Raw genomic sequence first — 19,820 nt, 5'->3', positions numbered from 1 at the left:
ATTAGCACAGGGTTGGCGAAGGCTTGTCCATGGCTGCAACGTGAAGCCAGGATGCGTGCTCGATCAGATTTGCAGCAACGCCGATAGCCGCGCACAAGCCTGGGCCAGCTCCACCTCGCTGGTGTTGATCTCACAGTCCGGCGCAAGCGGCGCCTCGTAGGGGCTGTCGAGCCCGGTGAAGTTCTTGATCCGCCCGGCACGGGCCTCGCGGTACAACCCCTTGGGGTCACGCTGGGCACAGACGTCGAAAGGGGTACTCACATAAACCTCCACGAAGGTGCCCTCGGGGAACAACTGCCGGGCCGCTTCCCGGTCGGCGCGAAACGGGGAAATGGCCGCAACGATGACGATCAGGCCGGCGTCGACCATCAAGCGCGCCACCTCGGCAATGCGACGGATATTTTCCTTGCGGGCCTCGGCATCCATGCCCAGGCCCTGACACAGCCCCTGGCGCAGGTTGTCGCCATCGAGCAGGGCGGTGTGCAAGCCCTGCTGGTAGAGCTGCACTTCCAAGGCATTGGCCAGCGTCGACTTGCCCGCCCCTGACAGCCCGGTCAACCAGATACAGCGGGGGCGCTGGGCTTTGATGGCCGCCCGATCCTGGGGCGTGAGCGCCTGCTCATAAGGACGAATCTGCACCTGTTGCATCGACATTTTTGACGTTTCATTCATAACCAAGCATCTCGTAGTCACGTTGGTACACCCGCCGCACCAACCGACGGGTCCGTACCGAGCAGATTTCCCTTACCGGCACCGCAGCACGCTGCCGGGTGTGGTTCACATGGGGCAACGTCGCGGTCAGCCCCAGATGCTCGCATACCCGCTGATAGTCCCGATCGAGGTATTCCTGATAACCGATGAAGTCCATCGCCAGGTGGCCGAGGGAGTCGGTCAGGAAGTCCGTCTGGGCAGCAAAATGCATTTGCCGGGTGATGTTCTCCGAATGCAGCCAACGCGCGACGAAATCATCGAAGTCTCGGTATTGGCCAACCAGTTCCTGAGCCGCATGGTCGCGCGGCCCCAACGTGTTGCCCCGCAGGAAAGCATAGGCCGAATATGCACGTTCCAGCGGATCACGGACAAAGGCAAACTTGAAACTGGCGGCGTACTGCTGGGCGAACTGCTCTTGGTACCAATACAACGGCAGGTGGCCCGGGCTGTAGCCATCGAAAAGCCCCACGCAAACACTGCTACCGGCACATTTTGGCACATGGATGAACAGGCAGCCGCGCTTGGCGAAAGCTTCGGGGAAACGGCAATTGGCCGACATCGATTTGTTCACCACCTGTCGGTCGACAACCGACAGGCGCCCCAACAGAAAGGAGCGCTGCGACTTGGGCAGTAGCTTCCATAGATAGCGTTGTAGCATGCACGTCCCCGCGCGAGAGGGTTGATCCCCTCGATGACTGATGTTGATCCAGGAAAATCCTATGGCCAGACCTTAGCAGTCACGGGGCGCAGATTTATTGTGGGTTGGTCAAGGCAGGTAAATATTTCGATACAAACCCTGTGGGAGCGAGCTTGCCCGCGATGACAACCGCACGTTCAACATCACCGGCCCAGACACGCCGCTATCGCGAGCAGGCTCGCTCCCACAGTTGAGCGAAGCCGGCCGGCTATCACAGCCAGGGGTTCGAACTCAGGCGATATTCTGGGCAGGGGCGTCCAGTCCCATGGCATGAAGACGCGCGTAGTAGCCATTGTGCGCCAGGAGCTCGCCATGGGTACCCCGTTCGACGATACGGCCCTGGTCCATCACCAGGATCATGTCGGCTTTTTCGATGGTCGACAGACGATGCGCGATGACCAGGGTCGTACGGCCTTTCATGACCTGGTCCAGCGCGGCCTGGATATGCCGTTCGGACTCGGTGTCCAGCGCCGAGGTGGCCTCGTCGAGGATCAGCAGCGGCGCGTTCTTCAACAACGCCCTGGCAATGGCCAGGCGCTGGCGCTGGCCGCCGGACAGCAGCACGCCGTTTTCGCCCACTTCGGTGTCCAGGCCATTGGGCAACTGCTCAATGAAGTCCATGGCATAGGCATCCCGGGCCGCCTTTTCAATATCCGCCCGTGGCGCCCCGGCCAGGTCGCCGTAGGCAATATTGTTGGCCACCGTGTCATTGAACAACGTGACATGCTGGGTCACCTGGGCGACATGACGACGCAGGTTGCGCAGGCGATAGTCTTCGATTTCCACCTCGTCGAGCAGGATCTGGCCGACCTCATGGTGATAGAAACGCGGGATAAGGCTCGCCAGAGTCGATTTGCCGCTGCCCGAACGGCCCACCAGTGCAATCATCTGCCCGGGTGCCGCGGTGAAGCTGATGTCCTTGAGCACCTCGCGGTCAGCGCCGGGGTAGGTAAAGCTCAGGTTGCGCACATCGAGACGACCGCTGACCCGTTCCTGCTCGACCGTCCCCCTGTCGACCTCCGGCTCGACATCCAGTTGCTCGAAAATGCTCTCGGCACCGGCCACGCCTTTCTGGATGGTGGAGCTGACTTCCGAGAGTTGCCGAATCGGCTTGGGCAGCAAACCAGCCGCCGTGATGTAGGCCACCAGGTCACCGGCCGTCGCGTCGCCGCGCAGGAACAGCACCAGGAACATCAGGGCAGCCATGGCGGTGTAGATCACCAGTTGCAGCATCGGCGTGTAGACCGCGCCGGTGCGAGTCATGCGCAATTGCTTGTCGGTATTGCCCTGGCTGGCGCTGGCGAAGCGCTGCTTTTCATAGGCCTCGCCGCCAAAACTGCGCACCACGCGGTAGCCCTGGATGGTCTCGGAGGCAACGTGGGTCACGTCGCCCATGGCCACCTGGATCTTTTTGCTTTGCTTGCGAAATTTCTTGCTGGTGCTGCTGACCATGACCGCGATCAGTGGAAGGATCGCCAACATCACCAGGGTCAGCTTCCAGTTCATCCAAACCAGGTAGGCGAAGAGGAATACCACGGTAAGGCCTTCGCGGATCACCACCTTGATGGCATCGGTGGCCGCACCGGTGACCATGGTCACGTTGAAGGTGATTCGGGAAATCAGGTGACCAGAGTTGTGGGTATCGAAATAGCGATTGGGCAGCACTAGCAACTTATTGAACAACTCGACGCGCAGGTCGTGCACCAACCCCAGGGAAACCCTGGCCAGGTAATAGTTGCCCAGGAACGACCCCAGGCCCTGCCAGGCAGCGATCAGAACAATCAGCAGCGGCACTGCCATCAGCAGTTTCAAGTCTTTGAGATACGGCACGTTGGGAAAGAGCACCGCATCGGGGTTGGTCAAGCCGTCGACGAAATATTTAAGAATCCCGGCCAACATGGGCTGGGTCGAAGCAAATATCACGAAACCCACGATACTCAGCAGGAAAATGCCCGCGTAGGGTTTGACGTATCCCAGCAACCGAAAATAAATCTTCAGGCTGGAATCCTGTTCCGCTTTGGGCGGTGCGTCACTCATCGTCGGGCTCACTGGTTAGGAAGAACGCGGAATTTTATCACAGCCACCGGAATTGGCCCGCGCCCAAGTCAAAACGCCGGCCAGGCCAATCGGCAACCAGGTAATGAACCATTCGGCGCGGGGGGTTCCGGTCAAGCTCGCAGCGTCGAACTGCATCGCCAGGAACGAAAACACCCACATACCAAGCACCCCTTGGCCCAGCAGGCTGTCCCGGGAACGCCAGGCTTCGCGCAACACGGAGAACCAGACGATGCACCACAACAACAACCCCGGAAGCCCGAGCTGGATGGTGACGTGGCTGAACAGATTGTGGGCATGATCAAACTTGAGGCCGTGACTGGTAATCCGGTAGTCGGCCGCCATGCCAAGACCGCCCCACGGGCGCTCGGCAATCATATGCAGGCTCGACATGAAAATCTCGGGACGATAGGAGGCACCGCGCGCCATGACCAGCGGCTCGAGCAGCCAGAAGGTCAGCATCGCCAGTACCAGGGTCGTCGCGGCGATAATCCGGACACGCGGGTCCCGACAGTAAATCGGCATGGCCAGTACACTAAGCAGCAAGGCCAGTGCAGCGCCGCGACTCTGGCTCGCGACCACGAAGACGGCCAACACGCCCAGGGCTAACGCCCAAAGCACTTGCAGCCCGATATGACGCGGCATCCAGTGCAGCATCCAGATAGCCGCCAACCCGATCACGTAGCCGCCGAGGATCGGATGGGACAACTCCCCCAGCCCTTCCAGGCGAGCATCCCAGCGATGGTTCGTATATCCGTAGAAATGGACGATGGCCATCAAGGCCGTCAACGCAAGCCCCAGGCCACCCCATTGCATGATACGAATCACACGCTCGGGCCGGCCGTCGGCGAAAATCGGGAAAAACACCAGGAACGCCAGGATGTAGAGCAGTCGCTTGGCTTCGCGGACAGGCTCTGCCACCTCGGTCCAGAACAATGTGACCAACGCCCAGAGCATCAGCGCCAGCAATGCTGTGTAGATCACCCGCTGGGCGCTCCACAACTCTACCAACCGATGCCGGGCCGGCCAGGCGAGGACGATTACCGGCAACCAGACAAATGCAACCAACCCTTGCTGGTAGATTTTGTTGGTCGGTGCAAGGGCTATCGCCAGCAAAAACCATAACAAGCCAAAGGCCATCCAACCCTGAGTCCAACGTGTCGCCTGCATCTATCGCTCCTAAACGGTGTACCTGCCAAACCGGCATGGTGAAAACAAAAACTTTTGGGCATCATGGCCCGCCACGGTACCGGTTCTTTCAACAAGGTTTCCCTACGATGCAATCCTCACGGCTTCCCCAAGCCGCTTTGAATCAATTGATTGAAGGCGCCAGCATTCTGGAGGCCGATAGCTACGGCCCAAAAGTCTATCTGCTGCAGGATGGCAATATCCTCAAGCTGTTTCGCCGCAAACGGTTTTTTTCTTCGGCCCTTCTAAGGCCTTATTCCACGCGGTTCATCAATAATGCAGCCCGCCTGCAGACGCTCGGCGTACCGACTCTCGAAGTGCTGGCCTTCTACAAATTACAAAAACCTGGCATGACCGCCGTACTGTATCGGCCGCTTCCGGGAAAAACCCTGCGTCAATTATCAAATCAGGAAAATTTCAGCTGGCAACATACCCTTCCTGCGCTGGTCGAGTTGATCCGCAGCCTGCACGCCAGCGGTATTTATTTCCGCTCACTGCATCTGGGGAACATCGTCGTCACGCCGGAAAATAAACTTGGGTTGATCGATGTGGCCGACATGCGCTTCCTGCGCTCACCGCTGCCACGCTACCTGGCACGCCGAAACTTGCAGCATTTCGCTCGTTATATTGCCCGGGAGAACCTGAACGGGAGCTTTCCGATGCAGGCATTGGAAAACGCCCTATTGGCTGCCTGAGATCAACTGCCGGGCGGCCAGGCTGAAACTCGACCAGGCCTCGTCAGGTGCCAGCGCCTGGTACTGGGCCGCCGCGACCGCACTGGCCGGCGCCTGTGCCGCCCGCCCGATCGCCTCGCTCCAGCGCACTTCGTCGTTGAGCGGTGCGTACCAGCCAGTGTCGCCCAACTGCTCACGAAAGACCGCTAGTTCGCTGGCAAGCACCGGGACACCAGCCAGGACAGCCTCCTGGAGGATCAGCCCGAGGCCCTCGTCCACGGACGGGATCAGCACCCAATCAAACGCCCTGTAGAGCTTCGCGACATCTTCCAGATGCCCTGTCAGCAAGACCTTGTCGACCAGATCCGGCTGGGCGATCCGCGCTTGCAGCGCCTCGCGTCTCGGCCCCTCGCCGACAATCACCAGCCGCCAGTCGGGATGGCTGGCCGCGGCCCGGCTAAACGCCTCCAGCAAACTGGCGAATCCCTTGCTGTCCACCAACCGTCCTACGGCGCCAAAGACCCGCGCCTCTGTGCCAGGCAATCCCAAACGGGCACGTGCCTCTTCGCGAGACAACAGTGCAGACTGGAAGGCCGCCGGATCGAACGCGCTACGCAGCGCCGTTACCTGGATGCCCAACTCGTCCTGTAGCGACATCGCCAAGGTCTCGGAGACCGCGGCCAGGGTCAGGCGTGAAGCAGGGAAGCCACGCAGCAGTTCACGGCCCGCGGGATTGAGCCGTGTCGCACCATGGAAAATCACCACCACGCGGATCTGCGGCAAATCCTTGAGAACCGGCAACAAGGTACGCGCCACACCAACGCCATCAAGCAACACTACACGGGCATCACTGTCGAGAAATGCCTGGCGGAAACGGCTGCGCATCAAGGGCTTGAGAAGGCGCCAGACATGTCGTCCCTTGAGCTGGGCCGAGGTCATATTCCATTCAAGCGCCGCCCCGACATCAACCCGACAGGCAGCCGCCGCCCCCTGCAAGAGCCACGTCTTGACAGGCATCGCAGGCTCCATCCGCGAGAGAATCTGATTATGAACCTTGTGTACCGAAGCGAACGGCGAACCGCCCGCCCACATGACGTTGATAACGCTCATCGAGCAGCAAACCTTTTATCGCGGACCAGGATCCGTGCTTGGCGGCATTCAATAGTTAATGAGCCAGCCAATGCAGACTCCGAGCAAGAAAACCAAGGACAACTTGACCTGCTCGCGGCGCTTGCGGCGTGCCTTTCGCTCGCGCTCCACGGGCACTTCTACATGAACCCCGAATCCGGTATGCAAAATAGCATCTCCTTCCAGCGCAACTGCCGTCAAGTTCAGCTGGGCATAGCGCATAGACAGGGCTTTTTCGCCACCAAAACCGGAAAAAGGTGCGCAGAGCTCATACTCTTTCAACCGCCGCAAGCCTGGGTTGAGAGAAAAGCTTTGCCATTCGGCTTTGTCTGAAATCAATGGATAACAGGGCACGCCACCAATGACGTCACGTTGGCCCAGGTGAATGTAGGGGCTATGTACAGACAAGTCGTAGACATAATTGCGCAACCACACTTGAAGAATATCCGGCCGCAGCTCCAGGATCGTGCGCGAATCCTCCACGAAGGCCGGACGATAGAACTCCCAGTCATCCTCGCAGTGAAAAATATAAGGCGTCTTGACGTGCCCGTACGCCAGATCGATCGAGGCCAACTGCCCCAGCTTCGGTCGATTGACGAAGGCCGTCGTGCGATCCTTCCAGTGAGCGGGAATAACGGCATCCACACCTTCATCACCGGCATCTTCGGTAATGAAGACTTCACGAATCGGCGCGGTATTGAAACGGTCGAAGCTCTCCAGGGTCCGCTTGAGCAGATCGAGCCGGCCGCAACTGGTTACTACCAGAGTAATGTCACTCTCGTCGGAAAACTGCACTGAAATACCATCTAGTCAAACGCCATCCATGTATCGGATGACTGAACGGTTCGTGTCAAACGCCTAGCTTCAGGCGCAATGTCTCCAGCAAGTTCAATGGAGCCCGAGGTCGCAAGGGCGGCTCCAACGCTTCAACGATCTTCTGCCCGATGCGCGCGAAACTGAACTGTTCCAGCGCCAACTCCTGGCCGTTGTGCGCCACACTGCGCGCCAACTCGGGGTCGGCACGTAGCCGGGAAAGCTTTTCCTGGAGTTGCGGGATGTCACGGTACAACACCACGTTGTGCATGTCCTGCAATCCCAATGCACGCGCCTCGTCGATGCCCTGGTCAAACGCCAACAGCACACAGCCGCAGGCCATGGCTTCGAAGTTCTTGATCATGAACTCGCCCATGCCCACGTCGGCACTGACGAAAAAGCGGATACGGTTGAGGGTCTCGCAATACTCTTCGCCGGACTTGGTTCGGGTCACGACCAGCGGCTCAACGCGGCCCAACTCATCCAGCAGTGCCTTGCGACCGCTGTAAGCAACACTATTGGTGCTGCCGACGAAGGCCAACTCGATGTCCCGCTCACGGCCCTGATCCTGCAATAACGATTGATCGTAGCCCTTGGGCACGAAAACCGCATCGAAACCTTCGCCACGCAGACGTTCAGTCACCATGAAGCCGGAACTGATCACCCGCACCCACGGCAGGCGACGGTAATGCGCACTGAACTTGCCGGTGTATTTGCATGGGATGTAATTCTGGTAGGCGTCGTGCTCGAGGATCACCAGGTTGGGGATCGTGCGGATGAAGCCGGCCTGGCGGATCTCCTGCTTGAAGCGCAGGAAAAATACGATCCGGTCATAACGCGAGACGTCCACATGGCGGCGAAAATATCCCCGCAGGTTGCGTTGCTCCTTGCTGTCGAGCCAGCGCAAATCGCACTCGCAATGAGCGGCCACGCCTTCGTATAGTCGGTCCAGGATGGCCCGCTGTTCTTTCTGCACCAGAAATAGAACTTTCATCGTCTTCCTTGCGGCACCGAACGACTTGATAAATAAACGGAGGCCTGTTTGCGCCGTAGCGCAAACAGGCCAGGCCCAGGGCCCTTACAGCCGCCAGAACAGTTCATGGCGACGCACAGCCTTGCGAAAAAATTCGTTCTCGCCGTATGACGAGCCCGCGCGCCTAGCCAACAGGCGCTGGATGCCACGGCGCAGGCGACGTTTGAACGGCGGGCGCGGCTGCAGGTCATGCATCATGCCCAGCGCCATGGCCTTGTCGCGCTGTTCAGGCACCGCCAGCGGCAGGCTGACAGGATGCATTGGCAGGGCCGGATCGAAACACGGCGGCAACGCAATGCCCGTGCCCGCATTCCCCATGGGCCAACGGTCATTGTCATGCAGGTGATTGGCATAGCCCAACAGCATGGTCGGTTGCCATTCCAGGCCTTCGAGGGCTTGGAGGACGGCATGATGGGCGCAGAGATGATCGGGGTGCGGATCAAGGGTCGGATGCGGCAACACAATGACCTCGGGACGCGCCTTGAGCAGCAGTTCGCGCAGGTCCGCCAACAGGTTGTTCCAGGTCGGCGCGCCGTCGGCATCGCCGGGCAGCAGGAACGGGTTCAACTGACGGAACAGCCGCGTATCGCTCAGGTCAGCCTCGCGAGAACCTTGTGGTTGGCTCGGCGCCGCTTGCATGGCGGCCAGTTGCAGGCAGAAGTAACCCAACTGCACGCAATGCGCTTCAGGTACCCCGGCCCAACGCGGTACCGCAATGCTGTCCCAGGCGCGCAAACGACCCTTGAGCCGCGCTGCTTCGACGCGGTCCAGCCCCATCTGCTGATAATGCTCGGCTTCGATTTCACCGGCGGTCAGCGTGACGACCCAAGCTTCGTCAGCCTGACTGTACAAGCCGTAGGCGGCCAGCTCCGCATCGTCGGCGTGGGGAGCGATGACCATCACCCGCTGACGCTGCACTGGCGGCGCTGTGAAGGACCATAGCGTCGGCTCGCCCAGCAAACGACAAAAGCGCCCGCGCAGGCGCAGCTCGCCCCGGGACAACGCAGGGCCCTGCTCGCTGAGGTTGAGATAGCGCAGGCCGTTGACCCCGCGCTCGAAGGTTTGCAGGTCCCTTTCATCGCCCGACAATTCGACGATCGGGTCGATGAAGCGCCCCAGCCAGGTGCTCTTGACCCGCAACGCGAGAATCAGCGTCGCGCCATCGTCCAGGATCACGCCTTCGTCCAGCCGCAGCCGCCCGGCATTGAGATGTACCTTGGGTTGCTGGGTGAACGGTGGGAAGCTGTACTGGTAATCCTCCCTGGGCGAATAGAACAGATGATCGGCGAACCACGCCTCATGGGCGATCCAGCCCAGCACCGCCAGCACCAGGGGCAACCACCAGGCCACTGCCACACCCAGCAAGACCAGCGCGATGAGGGCCAGCAGCAGCCCCACGCGCTTGTTGCGACGGTGGCGCCTGAGCAACTGTTGCTTGCGGCTCATCGGTGGGTTCATACGGCAAACACCGGCACGGGGTTGCACCAACGGTCCTTGTATTCCCGGTCCGCCCGGCCGAACGAAAAACGCAACGGCTTGCCGGCGGCACGGGCATGTTCCCAGGCGCTTTGGGTGTTGAGAAAGCTCAATACACTGCCAGGGCTGAATTCGCGAGTCTGTGGGTCGACGCCACCGTTGATGTACTCGACGCTGATCCACTCGGGCGCTTCGACGCGATACACCAACTGGATGGCAATCGGCGCATCGTTGAGGAAGATCACCGAACCGATCAGCCATTCACGCAGCAACTCGATTACCTCGCCCATGCGCTCGGCACCAGTGGCCGCAAAGCCCCAGCGACGCAGGAACAGGTCGCAGTAGATCGAGGCCAGCTCGGCACTGGAAAACTCGCCGACCGGCCGGACCACCCCGCCCGCCTCTTCCAGCAAGCGCAGCTCACGGCGCTGGTTGTAGCGAAACTTCTTGGACAGTTCTTCCGGCGTACGGGCCATGGCCAGTTGTTCCTGCTGCAACTTCAAGCCACTGAAGCGCCCCTCATTGAGGGCCGACAGGTAACGACCCCGATGACGCAACGGCGCTTGTGCATCCGGCGCTGCCGGCAGGATCAATTCGGCATTGCCCAGGTCGAACAACCCCTTCTTGCCGCTGCGCTTGAGCACGTCTTTGGACAACGCCAGGTCGCGGCCCCAGGTCGGTATGGCCGCCTTGAGCTCACCGCCCTGTTCGAACGCCAGGTAACGCACGGGGATCCCGGCCAAGGCCGCCAGGCGCTCGACCACCAGGGGATGGGTCGCCACACTGCCGCCAAAACGTTGCCAGGCCTGGGCATAAATCGACGCGTCTACGGCTGTCCAGCCACGCTCACGCCAGCCTTGGAATCGATTGAACATTCAGGCCCTCGGCGCCAGTTCGGTGACTTGGGGCAAACGCCAGAATGCCTCGCGTACGGCGCGATCCGAGAAGCGTTCGCGCAAGCGGTCGAGCATCAGTTCGGCGCATTGGCGACGCTGCAGATCGTCCATGGCCGCCAGGTGTTGCAGCCCCTGGGCCATGTGCTCGGCGTCACCGAACGGAAACAGGATACCGACGCCTTCGACCACTTCCCTGGCGCCACCGCAAGCAGTGGCCAGCAACGGTACACCGGCAGCCATGGCTTCGAGCAGCACCATGCCAAACGGCTCATGGTCGGAACTCAGGGCAAACACATCGAACGCACGGAAATAACGGCGCGCCTCGGGCACCTGGCCGAGCAACAGCACGCGGTCGGCGATGCCCAATTCCAGCGCCAACGCCCGGAGGTCCTGCTCCAGACGGCCCTTGCCGAGAATCGCCAGCTGACTGTTGGCCGGCAAATACTTCAGCGCCGCAGCAAAGCCGCGCAACAGCGTGGCCTGGTCCTTGTCCGGGTGCAGACGGCCGACATTGCCGACAATCCAGGCATGCGCGTCCAGCCCCAGGGTCTGCCGCGCCTCCTCCCGGGAAACCAGGCTGGCCTGCGTGGCATCGAGGTCGATTCGGTTGTAGAGGGTCTGGATCCGGGCAGCCGGCCATTTCGGCAGGCAGCGGCGCATGTCGTCGCGCACCGCATCGGACACCCCAAGCAGGCTCAGGCGCTTGCAAAAAAACTGGGCGAACAGCCGGCGGGTGCGCCGCTCGTAGTCACCGAAGGCATGATGCACGCCGATCACCGGCAAGCGGGTGCCGAGCAGGGCGATGTAGATCGGTTTGAAGCGATGAGCAATGCAGAAACTGAAATTGCGTGAGGCGGCAATCTTGCGCAGATCGCCAATGGCGCCCAGCTTCAGGCCACGAATGGCACTGGAGCTGTACTCCATGAACAGCACCTCGTCCGAGGCACAGGCGGCGGCGACTTGCGCATCCGCCGCCCCGGTGAGAAACACCGTGGTCACGCGATAGCCAGTGCCCGCGAACAGGCTGGCGTACTGACGGGCGCAGTCCAGGAACGGCCCGTCATAGCCGTGGCAGAACTGCAGCACATGTCGCTCAGCCGAGCGTGTCATAAGCGTCCACGCCGTCTTTGACCACCAGGATGTCTTCCATGATCAAGTATTGCAGATCGGAACCGAAGAACATGTTCAGTGCGTCGGTCGGCGAGCAGATCATCGGCTCGCCACGACGGTTGAGCGAGGTGTTCAGCGACACGCCGTTGCCGGTCAGGACTTCCAGGGCCTTCATCATGTCGTAGTAGCGCGGGTTGTATTCGCGCTTGAGCACCTGGGCCCGGGAGGTGCCGTCTTCATGGACGACTTCCGGCACACGGGTTTTCCATTCTTCGGCCACTTCGAAGGTGAAGGTCATGAACGGCGCCGGGTGGTCGACCTTGATCATCTGCGGCGCAACGGTGTCGAGCATCGACGGGCAGAAAGGCCTCCAGCGTTCGCGGAACTTGATTTGTTCGTTGATCCGATCGGCCACGCCGCTGGCGCTTGGGCAACCGATGATCGAACGACCGCCCAAGGCTCGTGGGCCAAACTCCATGCGTCCCTGGAACCAGGCCACCGGGTTGCCGTCGACCATGATCTTGGCGATGCGCTCGGGGGTGTTGTCGATCTTGCGCCACGCAGGCTTGCTCGGATGACGGGCGCACGCGGCGATCACGTCTTCGTTGCTGTAGGCCGGGCCGAGGTAGACGTGTTCCATCTTCTCTACCGGCACGCCACGGGCGTGGGACACATAAGCCGCCGCACCCACCGCGGTACCGGCGTCACCGGAAGCCGGTTGCACGAACAGCTCCTTGACGTCGTCACGGGCGATGATTTTCTGGTTCAGCTTGACGTTCAACGCGCAGCCGCCGGCGAAGGCCAGCTTGCCGGTTTCCTTGAGCACGTCGCCCAGGTAGTGGTCGATCATTTGCAGCGCGAGCTTTTCGAACAGCGCCTGCATGCTTGCCGCGTAATGAATGTACGGTTCGTCGGCAATGTCGCCTTCACGCTTCGGGCCGAGCCATTCGATCAGCTTCGGCGAGAAGTAGAAACCCTTGCCCTTCTCTTTATAGCGACGCAGGCCGATCACGTTGGCGTAGTCGGTGTTGATCACCAACTCGCCGTTTTCAAAAGAGGCCAGGCGCGAGAAATCGTACTTGGTGGCATCGCCGTAGGGCGCCATGCCCATGACCTTGAACTCACCGTCGAGCATTTCAAAGCCCAGGAACTCGGTGATCGCGCCGTACAGGCCGCCCAGGGAGTCCGGGTCGAAAAATTCCTTGATCTTGTGGATCTTGCCGTTTTCGCCATAGCCAAAGAAGGTCGTGGCGTATTCGCCCTTGCCGTCGATGCCCAGGATTGCGGTTTTCTCCTGGAAGCCCGAGCAGTGGTAGGCGCTGGAGGCGTGGGCCAGGTGATGCTCGACCGGCTCGATCTTGATCTTTTTCGGATCGAAGCCCAGTTGCTCCAGGCACCAGACGATCTTGCGGCGATAGCGCTTGTAGCGACGGTTGCCCATCAGGATCGCGTCGAGGGCCCGGTCCGGGGCGTACCAGTAACGCTTGGCGTAGTGCCAGCGCGCCTCGCCGAACAGGCTGATCGGGGCGAAGGGGATCGCCACCACATCGACGTCGCAAGGCTTGATGCCGGCCTGCTCCAGGCAGAACTTCGCCGATTCGTAGGGCATGCGGTTCTTTGCATGTTTATCGCGTACGAAGCGCTCTTCCTCGGCCGCCGCGATCAGCTTGCCGTCGATGTACAGCGCGGCGGAAGGATCATGGCTAAGGGCGCCGGACAGGCCAAGAATCGTCAATGCCACAGGGGTCTAGCCTCTTATGTCTGCATACGGGCGACAAGCGCCTCGAAAAATTGATGTGCCGCACGCCCAAGGCGCAGGGCAGCTAAAGGGCGGGATTATAGCTTAAAAGCGGCCTCAAGCCTCTAGCGGTGAGTGGGGAGCGTTTAGAGCGCGCCGCCTGGCGCTATTGACGGGCCACGCGCACCTTTGGCGAGGGCGTTTTTTCCCGCCGGGCTCTGTAGGTGCTGGCGAAGGCTCGGGCCGCGTTCGGACGATCTTCTGATCTTTCGCTTGAGACTCTAGTACCTGGGCAAGATCGCAGCCTCGCTTCGCTCGACAGCTCCTACAGGCGCAGCCCTGCGGGAAGCAATCTCTGCCAACAGTGACCGGTTACAAGACAGATGGCGCGCTATCGACATCCTTGGGCAACCGCTCATCGATCACCCGATACAGCGCACTGTCCTGCGGCCAATTGCGCATGAACCGCGCGCGATCCCGGGCGTAGGCCTGGGCGAAGCTGGCGTGGGTGCGGTGTTGGCACATCGAGTCGAGGTCGATCAGCGCCCAGCGGTCGTGTTGCCAGAACAGGTTGTGGCCCTTGAAGTCGCCGTGGCTGATACGTTCGCGGATGAGGTCGGCGAACAAGCGATCCAGCGCCAGCAACTCCGTCTCGGGGGCGTCACCGTTTTGCACGTAGGGGCCGAAGCGCTCGATGATGTCCGGCCCCGCCAGGTGTTCGGTGACCAGGTAAGCGCCGCGGCGCAGCCACAGGAAGCGCTTTTCCAGCAGTGCCAGGGGCTTGGGCGTGGCGATACCGAGAAAGGCCAGGCGATGACCTTCACGCCAGGAATGCCAGGCGCGGCTCGGGCGCCAAAAGCGCTTGAGCCAATGGGCGAAGTTCTTGATGTTGTAGCGCTTGATCACCAAGGTACGACCGTTCACCTCGACTTTGCCGACGCTCGCCGCGCCACCGGTCTTGTACAAGTGGCCTTGGTCGAGCAAGGCATCAGCCTGCTCCAGCACCGGCATCATGGCCGCCTCTTCGTCACGACGGATCGCCCGCAGGCCGAACGGCCCGCGCCGCACGCTGAACAGGCTGCACTCGCGCCCGACTTTTTCGAGGAAATCCTTCAGGCGCCAGGCTTGCACCTTGTCGATCTGTTTTTGCAGCGCCTCCATGGGCAGCGCATGTTCGGCGTTGCCCAGCAGGTAATACACCAACAGTTCTTCATTGAACGGCTGGAGGGCTTTGGGAAGCTGGGCAAAAAACACCCCCAGGTTCTCCAATACTTTCTGCCGCGACAACGGTTGGCCTGGGATTTCAGCGCGGATGCCGGCGCCGTCGATCAAGTAGAGCTTGCCGTCGTGACGCAGCAGGTTGTCCAGGTGCAGGTCTTCCTGCCACAGGCCTTTGCTGTGCAATTGCGCGATAGCGCCCAGGGCTTCGGCCAGCACCGCCGTCTGTTCGTCGGCCAGCAAGGGCAGGTGTTCGACCTGTTTCCAGGCATCCCCCAGGCTCTGGGCGCCTTCGAGCAATTCGAACAACAACCAGCCGCCTTCACCCTCTTTCAGGCCATCGGCCAGCAACAACGGCGTGGTCATCCCCTGCTCCGCCAGCAGGCGCACGCCTTGCAGTTCCCGCTGGAAATGCCGGGCAGCCTTGTTGCCCACCAATAATTTGGCCAACACCGGCCGGCCACGCCAGACGCCAGCACCGACATAACGCTGCCCCGGCAACACCCGCAACAGCGAAAGCAGTTGCAACTTCGCCGGGCCGGCGGCATCGGCCAGTTCCAGGCTCAGGGGCAGGCCGGGGCTGCGGCCGGAATTCTTCAATTCGGACAAGTGCATCAACGGGCTTCCTTGTGGCTGCGCCGAGCGTTCAGACGGGTCATCCAGCGGTCGACCAGCCCACTGTCGAGCGGCTGGTCCAGATAACTGGACAGCAGCTGGCGCACATCGGCATCACTCCAGACAGAGGCACGCCGCAGCAAAGGCTCCAGGTCCTTGACTCGATCCCGCAGACCGAACAGTAGCGGCCGGGTCTTTTCCAGGTCGATCAGTTGCGCCTGGAAGCCGTCGGCGGTGGCTTGCAGGAAGATGTGTTTTGGATAGAAGCAACCGTGCACCTGATGCATGCCGTGCAGGCGCCGCGCCAACTGACCGCAGGCGTTGAGGATGGTGGTGCGCTGCGCCGCCGTCAGGCTCGACCAGCGCTGCACCAGCGAATCCAGGTCATCCCAGCCGTCCAGGGCGCGGGTCAGCAGAATCGCCCGCACCTCGCCGCTCACCTTGCGCTGGCCATAGAACACCGCTTGCAGGGCCGGAATGCCCAGTTGGCGATAACGGCTGATGTTGCGAAACTCTCGGGAGAAACTTGGCTCGCCAAAAGGGTGGGACAAGGTCCGGGTCAGGTAATTGCTCTGGCGCTTGAGGTAATAACCCTGCCCCTCCAGCTCCAGCCGGAACACGCTGCTCCAGCCGTCACCCGAGGTGTTGGGTTCGTCCACCGCGTCCAGTTCCCGCGCCCACAAGGCCTCGAAGCTGTCCAGGCCATGACGTTGCAACAACGCCCGGTCTTCAGCGGCCAGAAAATCAGTCATTCACGCCCCTCGAAAAATCTCACCACGTGACGGATGCGTTTCTTGTCACACGCATCGAGCCGGTCGCGCTGGCGGTATTGCAGGTAGAACCGCAGGCGCTTCGTGGCCGACAAGTGATACTTGGCCACTTTGTCCAGGCATGCCAGATCCTTGGTGATACGGTACTTGAGCCAGAAGCCACGCCAGAAGGCGCCGTTCGGGCAGTCGATCAGGAACAGCTTCGCTTGGTCATCGATCAACAGGTTGCGCCACTTCAGGTCGTTATGGGTGAAACGATGATCGTGCATGGTCCGCGTGTAGACGGCCAGTTGCCGGCTCACATTGTCGACCCAGGCGCGGTCGGCCAGCCTTGGATCGCGACGCTCGGCCAGGGCCGAAAGGTCTTCGGTATGCGGCAGCTCGCGGGTGATCATCGCGCCACGGGCATAGGTCGCGCCGTTTCGCTCCAAGCCCCAACCCACGACTTCGGCGGTGGGAATGCCCCATTTGGCGAAGCGCTTGAGGTTCTGCCATTCAGACTTGACCCGCGGCTTGCCCAGGTAGCGCCGCAAGCCTTTGCCGGCCCCGACGTAGCGCTTGACGTAGTAATTCACGCCGTTTCGCTGCACCCGGATCACCTCTGACAACGGATCACGGGTCAACCGCTCCCCTTGCAACGCGAATACCGCTTCGAGGCTACCGAAATCCTGCGCCAGATCGGCGTAGGCCGGTTCCAGATTCCAACCCGACATCAGAGCGCGTCCCCATATCGCTGCTTGCGGGCATACAGCTTATTGGCCTTGCCTTCGAGCCAGGCCAGCAAGGACGCCTCTTCAGCGAGGATTCGGCGCAGCGGCTGCTGGAAATAGCCCTTGAGGAAACGCAGTTTGTCGCGCCGGGTCAGGCCGATGTCCAGCGCCGAGAAATACAGCGCCGCCAGGTCTTTGTTGCGCCAGCGAGTGGTAATGGCTGGACGGGTCTGGGCACGGTGCAGGTCGATCACCGAAAGTTTGAAATCGGCAGGTGTCACTGGCCTGTCGGTGTGCAACAGGAAATGGCAGATGTAGCAGTCGCGATGATTGACCCCGGCGCGGTGCATCATGCCGGTCATGCGCGCCACTTCGGCGATCAGGGCACGCTTGAGTGCCGGTTGCGGCGGTTGCTTGACCCAGTCGATGCTGAAGTCTTCAAGGCTGACGGTCGGCGCCAGCTCTTCGGTGACGATGAACGAGTGCTGGTCTGCCGGGTTGCTGCCCTTCTCGCCGTAGGCGACAGCGGTCATGGTCGGCACGCCGACTTCCTGCAAACGCTGGATGGCTTTCCATTCCTGCCCTGCGCCGAGTACCGGCAGCTTGGCGGTGAACAGGTTCTTGAAGATCTCGCCCCAACCGATGCCGCGGTGGATCTTCACGAAAAAACCGCGACCGTCCACCTCCGTGCGCAAGGTGCGCCGGGCTTCCAGTTCGCGATAGACCTCGCCCTTGAGCGCCTCGACTTCGGCGAACGCATCGCGCCCGGCCCAAAGGCTCTTGAACGGTTCGGCCAGCATCAACTTCATTGTGCGTGCTCCGCCAATATCACATCGGCCGCGTGCTGCGGCATGCTGTAGAGGTCAGCCGTCTCGGCGAAGGCCAGACCGTTGCGGCTCCAGGCCGCCCGGGCATCGGCATCGTTCAACATGCGGCCCAGGTACTCGGTGAGCTGTGCTTGCTCGAACGGCTCATCCAACACCAGGCCACTGTCGGCCTCGGCGATGTAATGGGCGTACCCGCACACCGCACTCACCAGCACCGGCAACCCGGCCACCAGCGCTTCGAGCAGTACGGTGCCGGTGTTCTCGTTGTACGCCGGATGGATCAACAGGTCGGCGCCCAGCAGGAAACGCGGGATGTCGCTGCGGCCCTTGAGGAACCGCACATTTTCACCGAGCCCCAGTGCGGCGCTCTGCAGTTGGAATACCTTGGGGTCGTCCTGGCCGATTACAAACAGCCGGGTGCGCTTTCGCAATTCGGCGGGCAGCGCGGCCAGGGCCTTGAGGCTGCGATCCACGCCCTTTGTCTTGAATCCGGAACCGATCTGCACGAGCAGCAGATCATCCTCGGCCAGCTCGAATTCGGCCCGGAACGCGGCACGGATCTCGTCGGCGTTGGCGGGCCGCCGCCGGTCCTGGGCGATGCCCGGCGGCAGCAGGTGAAAGCGCTCAAGCGGCGTGCCGTAGTGCTTGATGAACAGTGGCTGCTGGACTTCGGAAATCATCAGCACGTCGGTCTTGGCGTCCTTGGCGAACACCGCCCGCTCGTACTCGGCGAAATGCCGGTAGCGGCCCCAGCGCCGGTACAGCGAATTTCGCAGGTTCTGCGCCTTGTCTTCGAAGCAGCCGTCGGCGGCGTAATACACGTCCAGGCCGGGCATTTTATTGAAGCCGATCAAACGGTCCACTGGGCGCTTGGCCAGGTCGGCCTCCATCCACGCACTGAGCTTCTCGTTGCGACGATGATTGAACAGCGCCTTGACCGGCGCCACCAGCACTTCGAAACCGGGCGGCACGTCACCTTCCCAGATCAGCGTGTAGACACGGATCTGGTGACCGCGTCGCTGGCATTCCAGGGCGATGCGCATGAAGTCACGCTGCAGGCCACCGAAGGGGAAGTACTTGTAAAGGACAAAAGCCAATTGCATCAGCGCGGCTCCTCAGCCAATAACGTGCTCAGGTGGCTGGCAACACGCTCGGGGTTCAGACGCGTGAAGCACAGGGGCTGCTCGCGTTTCAGGTCAAACCGCCGGGCGTCTTCGGCGGTCGGCGGGTAAGTGCAGTGTTTCTGCATGCACGGTGCGCAAGGGAAATCACTGGCGAGGTGAATCTGGCCCTTGCCGTAGGCACCGGTCAGCACCGGATTGGTCGGGCCGAGCAGGGAAATGGTCGGCACGTCCAGGGCCGCGGCCAGATGACCGAGACCGGTGTCCACGGCCACGCAAGCCTGGGCCCCGGCAAGCACCTTGCCCATCCCGCCGAGGTTCAGCTTCGGCAGCACCAGGGCATTGCGCAACCCGCTGGCGATGCGTTCGGCCCGGGCCTTCTCGGCGGGGCTGCCCCACGGCAGCTTTACTACCACGCCGAACTGCCCCATGCGCTCGGTGAGCTGGCGCCAGTACAGTTCGGGCCAATGCTTGGACTCCCAGGTCGTGCCGTGCAGGAACACCACATAGGGATAGGGGCGTGGCAACTCCACCAATCGGTCGACGTTGAGGCCATAGCTACCCTGCGTCTGCGGCAAGTCATAACCCAGCGCCAGGGCAAACAGCTGCCGTACGCGCTCGACCGCATGCTGACCGCGAGCCACCGCCAGGCACCGGGAATAAAAGCGCGCCGCCAGGGGCTCACGCGCCGAATCTTTATCCAGACCGGCCACCGGGGCCTTGATGTAGCGGGTCAGCCAGGCGCTTTTCAGCAGACCCTGGGCGTCGATGACCAGGTCGTACTTTTCGGCGCGCACGCTCTGCTTGAAGCGTCGCCATTCGCCACTCTTGATGGTTTGCCAGAGGTTCTTGCGCCAGCGACGAATCGCCACCGGGATGACCTTGCCCACAGCCGGGTGCCAGGTGGGGATTTCGGCAAAGCCTTCTTCCACCACCCAATCGAACTTGATGCCAGGAATCGCCCGCGCCGCATCGGTCAGCGCCGGCAGGGTGTGAACCACATCCCCCAGCGAAGAGGTCTTGATCAGCAATACCCGCAA

Annotated in this window: 18 protein-coding genes; 1 reads left to right on the top strand and 17 read right to left on the bottom strand. The window is 61.4% G+C overall.

Going from position 1 to position 19,820, the window contains the following annotated elements:
* Nucleotides 1-63: 63 nt before the first annotated feature.
* The 4 genes from cysC to GFU70_RS02755 all read right to left on the bottom strand — a co-directional run bounded on the left by cysC (nucleotide 64) and on the right by GFU70_RS02755 (nucleotide 4,633).
* Nucleotides 64-672, bottom strand: a complete 609-nt coding sequence (cysC, locus tag GFU70_RS02770) for an adenylyl-sulfate kinase (RefSeq protein WP_175360473.1) — start codon at nucleotides 670-672, stop codon at nucleotides 64-66.
* Nucleotides 665-1,369 (bottom strand): sulfotransferase family 2 domain-containing protein, encoded by a 705-nt coding sequence (locus GFU70_RS02765; protein ID WP_058543042.1) that lies wholly within the window; start codon nucleotides 1,367-1,369, stop codon nucleotides 665-667. The genes cysC and GFU70_RS02765 overlap by 8 nt, the downstream gene beginning before the upstream one ends.
* A 270-nt stretch (nucleotides 1,370-1,639) precedes the next feature.
* Nucleotides 1,640-3,445: a lipid A export permease/ATP-binding protein MsbA gene (gene msbA / locus GFU70_RS02760; protein WP_153387567.1), complete on the bottom strand. Its 1,806-nt coding sequence runs from the start codon at nucleotides 3,443-3,445 to the stop codon at nucleotides 1,640-1,642.
* Between the two features lie 15 nt (nucleotides 3,446-3,460).
* On the bottom strand, nucleotides 3,461-4,633 hold the full coding sequence (locus tag GFU70_RS02755; RefSeq protein ID WP_153387566.1) for an O-antigen ligase family protein: 1,173 nt from the start codon (nucleotides 4,631-4,633) through the stop codon (nucleotides 3,461-3,463).
* A gap of 107 nt (nucleotides 4,634-4,740) precedes the next feature.
* On the opposite strand from GFU70_RS02755, the gene GFU70_RS02750 reads away from it, so the two are divergent.
* The gene (locus GFU70_RS02750) at nucleotides 4,741-5,346 is read left to right on the top strand and encodes a toluene tolerance protein (RefSeq protein ID WP_116643300.1); all 606 of its coding nucleotides are present in this window, start codon (nucleotides 4,741-4,743) and stop codon (nucleotides 5,344-5,346) included.
* Here the strand turns inward: GFU70_RS02750 and GFU70_RS02745 are convergent.
* The 13 genes from GFU70_RS02745 to waaC all read right to left on the bottom strand — a co-directional run bounded on the left by GFU70_RS02745 (nucleotide 5,332) and on the right by waaC (nucleotide 19,820).
* Nucleotides 5,332-6,435, bottom strand: a complete 1,104-nt coding sequence (locus tag GFU70_RS02745) for a glycosyltransferase (RefSeq protein ID WP_153387565.1) — start codon at nucleotides 6,433-6,435, stop codon at nucleotides 5,332-5,334. The two genes, GFU70_RS02750 and GFU70_RS02745, sit on opposite strands and share 15 nt — an antisense overlap.
* A gap of 48 nt (nucleotides 6,436-6,483) precedes the next feature.
* Nucleotides 6,484-7,248, bottom strand: a complete 765-nt coding sequence (locus GFU70_RS02740) for a glycosyltransferase family 2 protein (protein ID WP_153387564.1) — start codon at nucleotides 7,246-7,248, stop codon at nucleotides 6,484-6,486.
* 55 nt (nucleotides 7,249-7,303) lie between these two features.
* Complete coding sequence (locus GFU70_RS02735) at nucleotides 7,304-8,260, bottom strand: glycosyltransferase (RefSeq protein ID WP_116643303.1); 957 nt, start codon at nucleotides 8,258-8,260, stop codon at nucleotides 7,304-7,306.
* Between the two features lie 84 nt (nucleotides 8,261-8,344).
* On the bottom strand, nucleotides 8,345-9,745 hold the full coding sequence (locus GFU70_RS02730; protein WP_153389143.1) for a PIG-L deacetylase family protein: 1,401 nt from the start codon (nucleotides 9,743-9,745) through the stop codon (nucleotides 8,345-8,347).
* 8 nt (nucleotides 9,746-9,753) lie between these two features.
* Entirely contained in the window at nucleotides 9,754-10,650 is an 897-nt protein-coding gene (locus GFU70_RS02725) for an antimicrobial resistance protein Mig-14 (RefSeq protein ID WP_153387563.1), read from the bottom strand.
* Nucleotides 10,651-11,781, bottom strand: a complete 1,131-nt coding sequence (locus tag GFU70_RS02720) for a glycosyltransferase (protein ID WP_058543034.1) — start codon at nucleotides 11,779-11,781, stop codon at nucleotides 10,651-10,653. It abuts the gene before it with no gap.
* Nucleotides 11,765-13,522, bottom strand: coding sequence for a carbamoyltransferase (locus GFU70_RS02715; protein WP_058543033.1), 1,758 nt, complete (start codon nucleotides 13,520-13,522; stop codon nucleotides 11,765-11,767). Before GFU70_RS02715 ends, GFU70_RS02720 begins: the two co-directional genes overlap by 17 nt.
* A 369-nt stretch (nucleotides 13,523-13,891) precedes the next feature.
* On the bottom strand, nucleotides 13,892-15,352 hold the full coding sequence (locus tag GFU70_RS02710; RefSeq protein WP_153387562.1) for a lipopolysaccharide kinase InaA family protein: 1,461 nt from the start codon (nucleotides 15,350-15,352) through the stop codon (nucleotides 13,892-13,894).
* A complete protein-coding gene (locus GFU70_RS02705) occupies nucleotides 15,352-16,104 on the bottom strand; it encodes a lipopolysaccharide kinase InaA family protein (protein ID WP_153387561.1) in 753 nt (250 codons plus the stop codon). Before GFU70_RS02705 ends, GFU70_RS02710 begins: the two co-directional genes overlap by 1 nt.
* Nucleotides 16,101-16,835 (bottom strand): lipopolysaccharide kinase InaA family protein, encoded by a 735-nt coding sequence (locus GFU70_RS02700; RefSeq protein ID WP_058543030.1) that lies wholly within the window; start codon nucleotides 16,833-16,835, stop codon nucleotides 16,101-16,103. The genes GFU70_RS02705 and GFU70_RS02700 overlap by 4 nt, the downstream gene beginning before the upstream one ends.
* Complete coding sequence (rfaP, locus tag GFU70_RS02695; protein ID WP_058543029.1) at nucleotides 16,835-17,641, bottom strand: lipopolysaccharide core heptose(I) kinase RfaP; 807 nt, start codon at nucleotides 17,639-17,641, stop codon at nucleotides 16,835-16,837. The genes GFU70_RS02700 and rfaP overlap by 1 nt, the downstream gene beginning before the upstream one ends.
* Nucleotides 17,638-18,762: a glycosyltransferase family 4 protein gene (locus GFU70_RS02690; protein ID WP_153387560.1), complete on the bottom strand. Its 1,125-nt coding sequence runs from the start codon at nucleotides 18,760-18,762 to the stop codon at nucleotides 17,638-17,640. Before GFU70_RS02690 ends, rfaP begins: the two co-directional genes overlap by 4 nt.
* Nucleotides 18,762-19,820 (bottom strand): lipopolysaccharide heptosyltransferase I, encoded by a 1,059-nt coding sequence (gene waaC / locus GFU70_RS02685; protein ID WP_153387559.1) that lies wholly within the window; start codon nucleotides 19,818-19,820, stop codon nucleotides 18,762-18,764. The genes GFU70_RS02690 and waaC overlap by 1 nt, the downstream gene beginning before the upstream one ends.

This window comes from Pseudomonas brassicacearum (genome assembly GCF_009601685.2).
Lineage (GTDB): Bacteria > Pseudomonadota > Gammaproteobacteria > Pseudomonadales > Pseudomonadaceae > Aquipseudomonas > Aquipseudomonas kilonensis_B.
The sequence above is the reverse complement of the archived record's forward strand: the minus strand, read 5'-3'. Positions and strand labels throughout refer to the sequence as shown.

What these genes read in the sequence shown, in the direction of transcription:
- cysC (WP_175360473.1), bottom strand. Translation starts at nt 672, where the DNA reads ATGAATGAAACGTCAAAAATGTCGATGCAACAGGTGCAGATTCGTCCT.
- GFU70_RS02765 (WP_058543042.1), bottom strand. Translation starts at nt 1,369, where the DNA reads ATGCTACAACGCTATCTATGGAAGCTACTGCCCAAGTCGCAGCGCTCC.
- msbA (WP_153387567.1), bottom strand. Translation starts at nt 3,445, where the DNA reads ATGAGTGACGCACCGCCCAAAGCGGAACAGGATTCCAGCCTGAAGATT.
- GFU70_RS02755 (WP_153387566.1), bottom strand. Translation starts at nt 4,633, where the DNA reads ATGCAGGCGACACGTTGGACTCAGGGTTGGATGGCCTTTGGCTTGTTA.
- GFU70_RS02750 (WP_116643300.1), top strand. Translation starts at nt 4,741, where the DNA reads ATGCAATCCTCACGGCTTCCCCAAGCCGCTTTGAATCAATTGATTGAA.
- GFU70_RS02745 (WP_153387565.1), bottom strand. Translation starts at nt 6,435, where the DNA reads ATGAGCGTTATCAACGTCATGTGGGCGGGCGGTTCGCCGTTCGCTTCG.
- GFU70_RS02735 (WP_116643303.1), bottom strand. Translation starts at nt 8,260, where the DNA reads ATGAAAGTTCTATTTCTGGTGCAGAAAGAACAGCGGGCCATCCTGGAC.
- GFU70_RS02730 (WP_153389143.1), bottom strand. Translation starts at nt 9,745, where the DNA reads ATGAGCCGCAAGCAACAGTTGCTCAGGCGCCACCGTCGCAACAAGCGC.
- GFU70_RS02725 (WP_153387563.1), bottom strand. Translation starts at nt 10,650, where the DNA reads ATGTTCAATCGATTCCAAGGCTGGCGTGAGCGTGGCTGGACAGCCGTA.
- GFU70_RS02720 (WP_058543034.1), bottom strand. Translation starts at nt 11,781, where the DNA reads ATGACACGCTCGGCTGAGCGACATGTGCTGCAGTTCTGCCACGGCTAT.
- GFU70_RS02710 (WP_153387562.1), bottom strand. Translation starts at nt 15,352, where the DNA reads ATGCACTTGTCCGAATTGAAGAATTCCGGCCGCAGCCCCGGCCTGCCC.
- GFU70_RS02705 (WP_153387561.1), bottom strand. Translation starts at nt 16,104, where the DNA reads ATGACTGATTTTCTGGCCGCTGAAGACCGGGCGTTGTTGCAACGTCAT.
- GFU70_RS02700 (WP_058543030.1), bottom strand. Translation starts at nt 16,835, where the DNA reads ATGTCGGGTTGGAATCTGGAACCGGCCTACGCCGATCTGGCGCAGGAT.
- rfaP (WP_058543029.1), bottom strand. Translation starts at nt 17,641, where the DNA reads ATGAAGTTGATGCTGGCCGAACCGTTCAAGAGCCTTTGGGCCGGGCGC.
- GFU70_RS02690 (WP_153387560.1), bottom strand. Translation starts at nt 18,762, where the DNA reads ATGCAATTGGCTTTTGTCCTTTACAAGTACTTCCCCTTCGGTGGCCTG.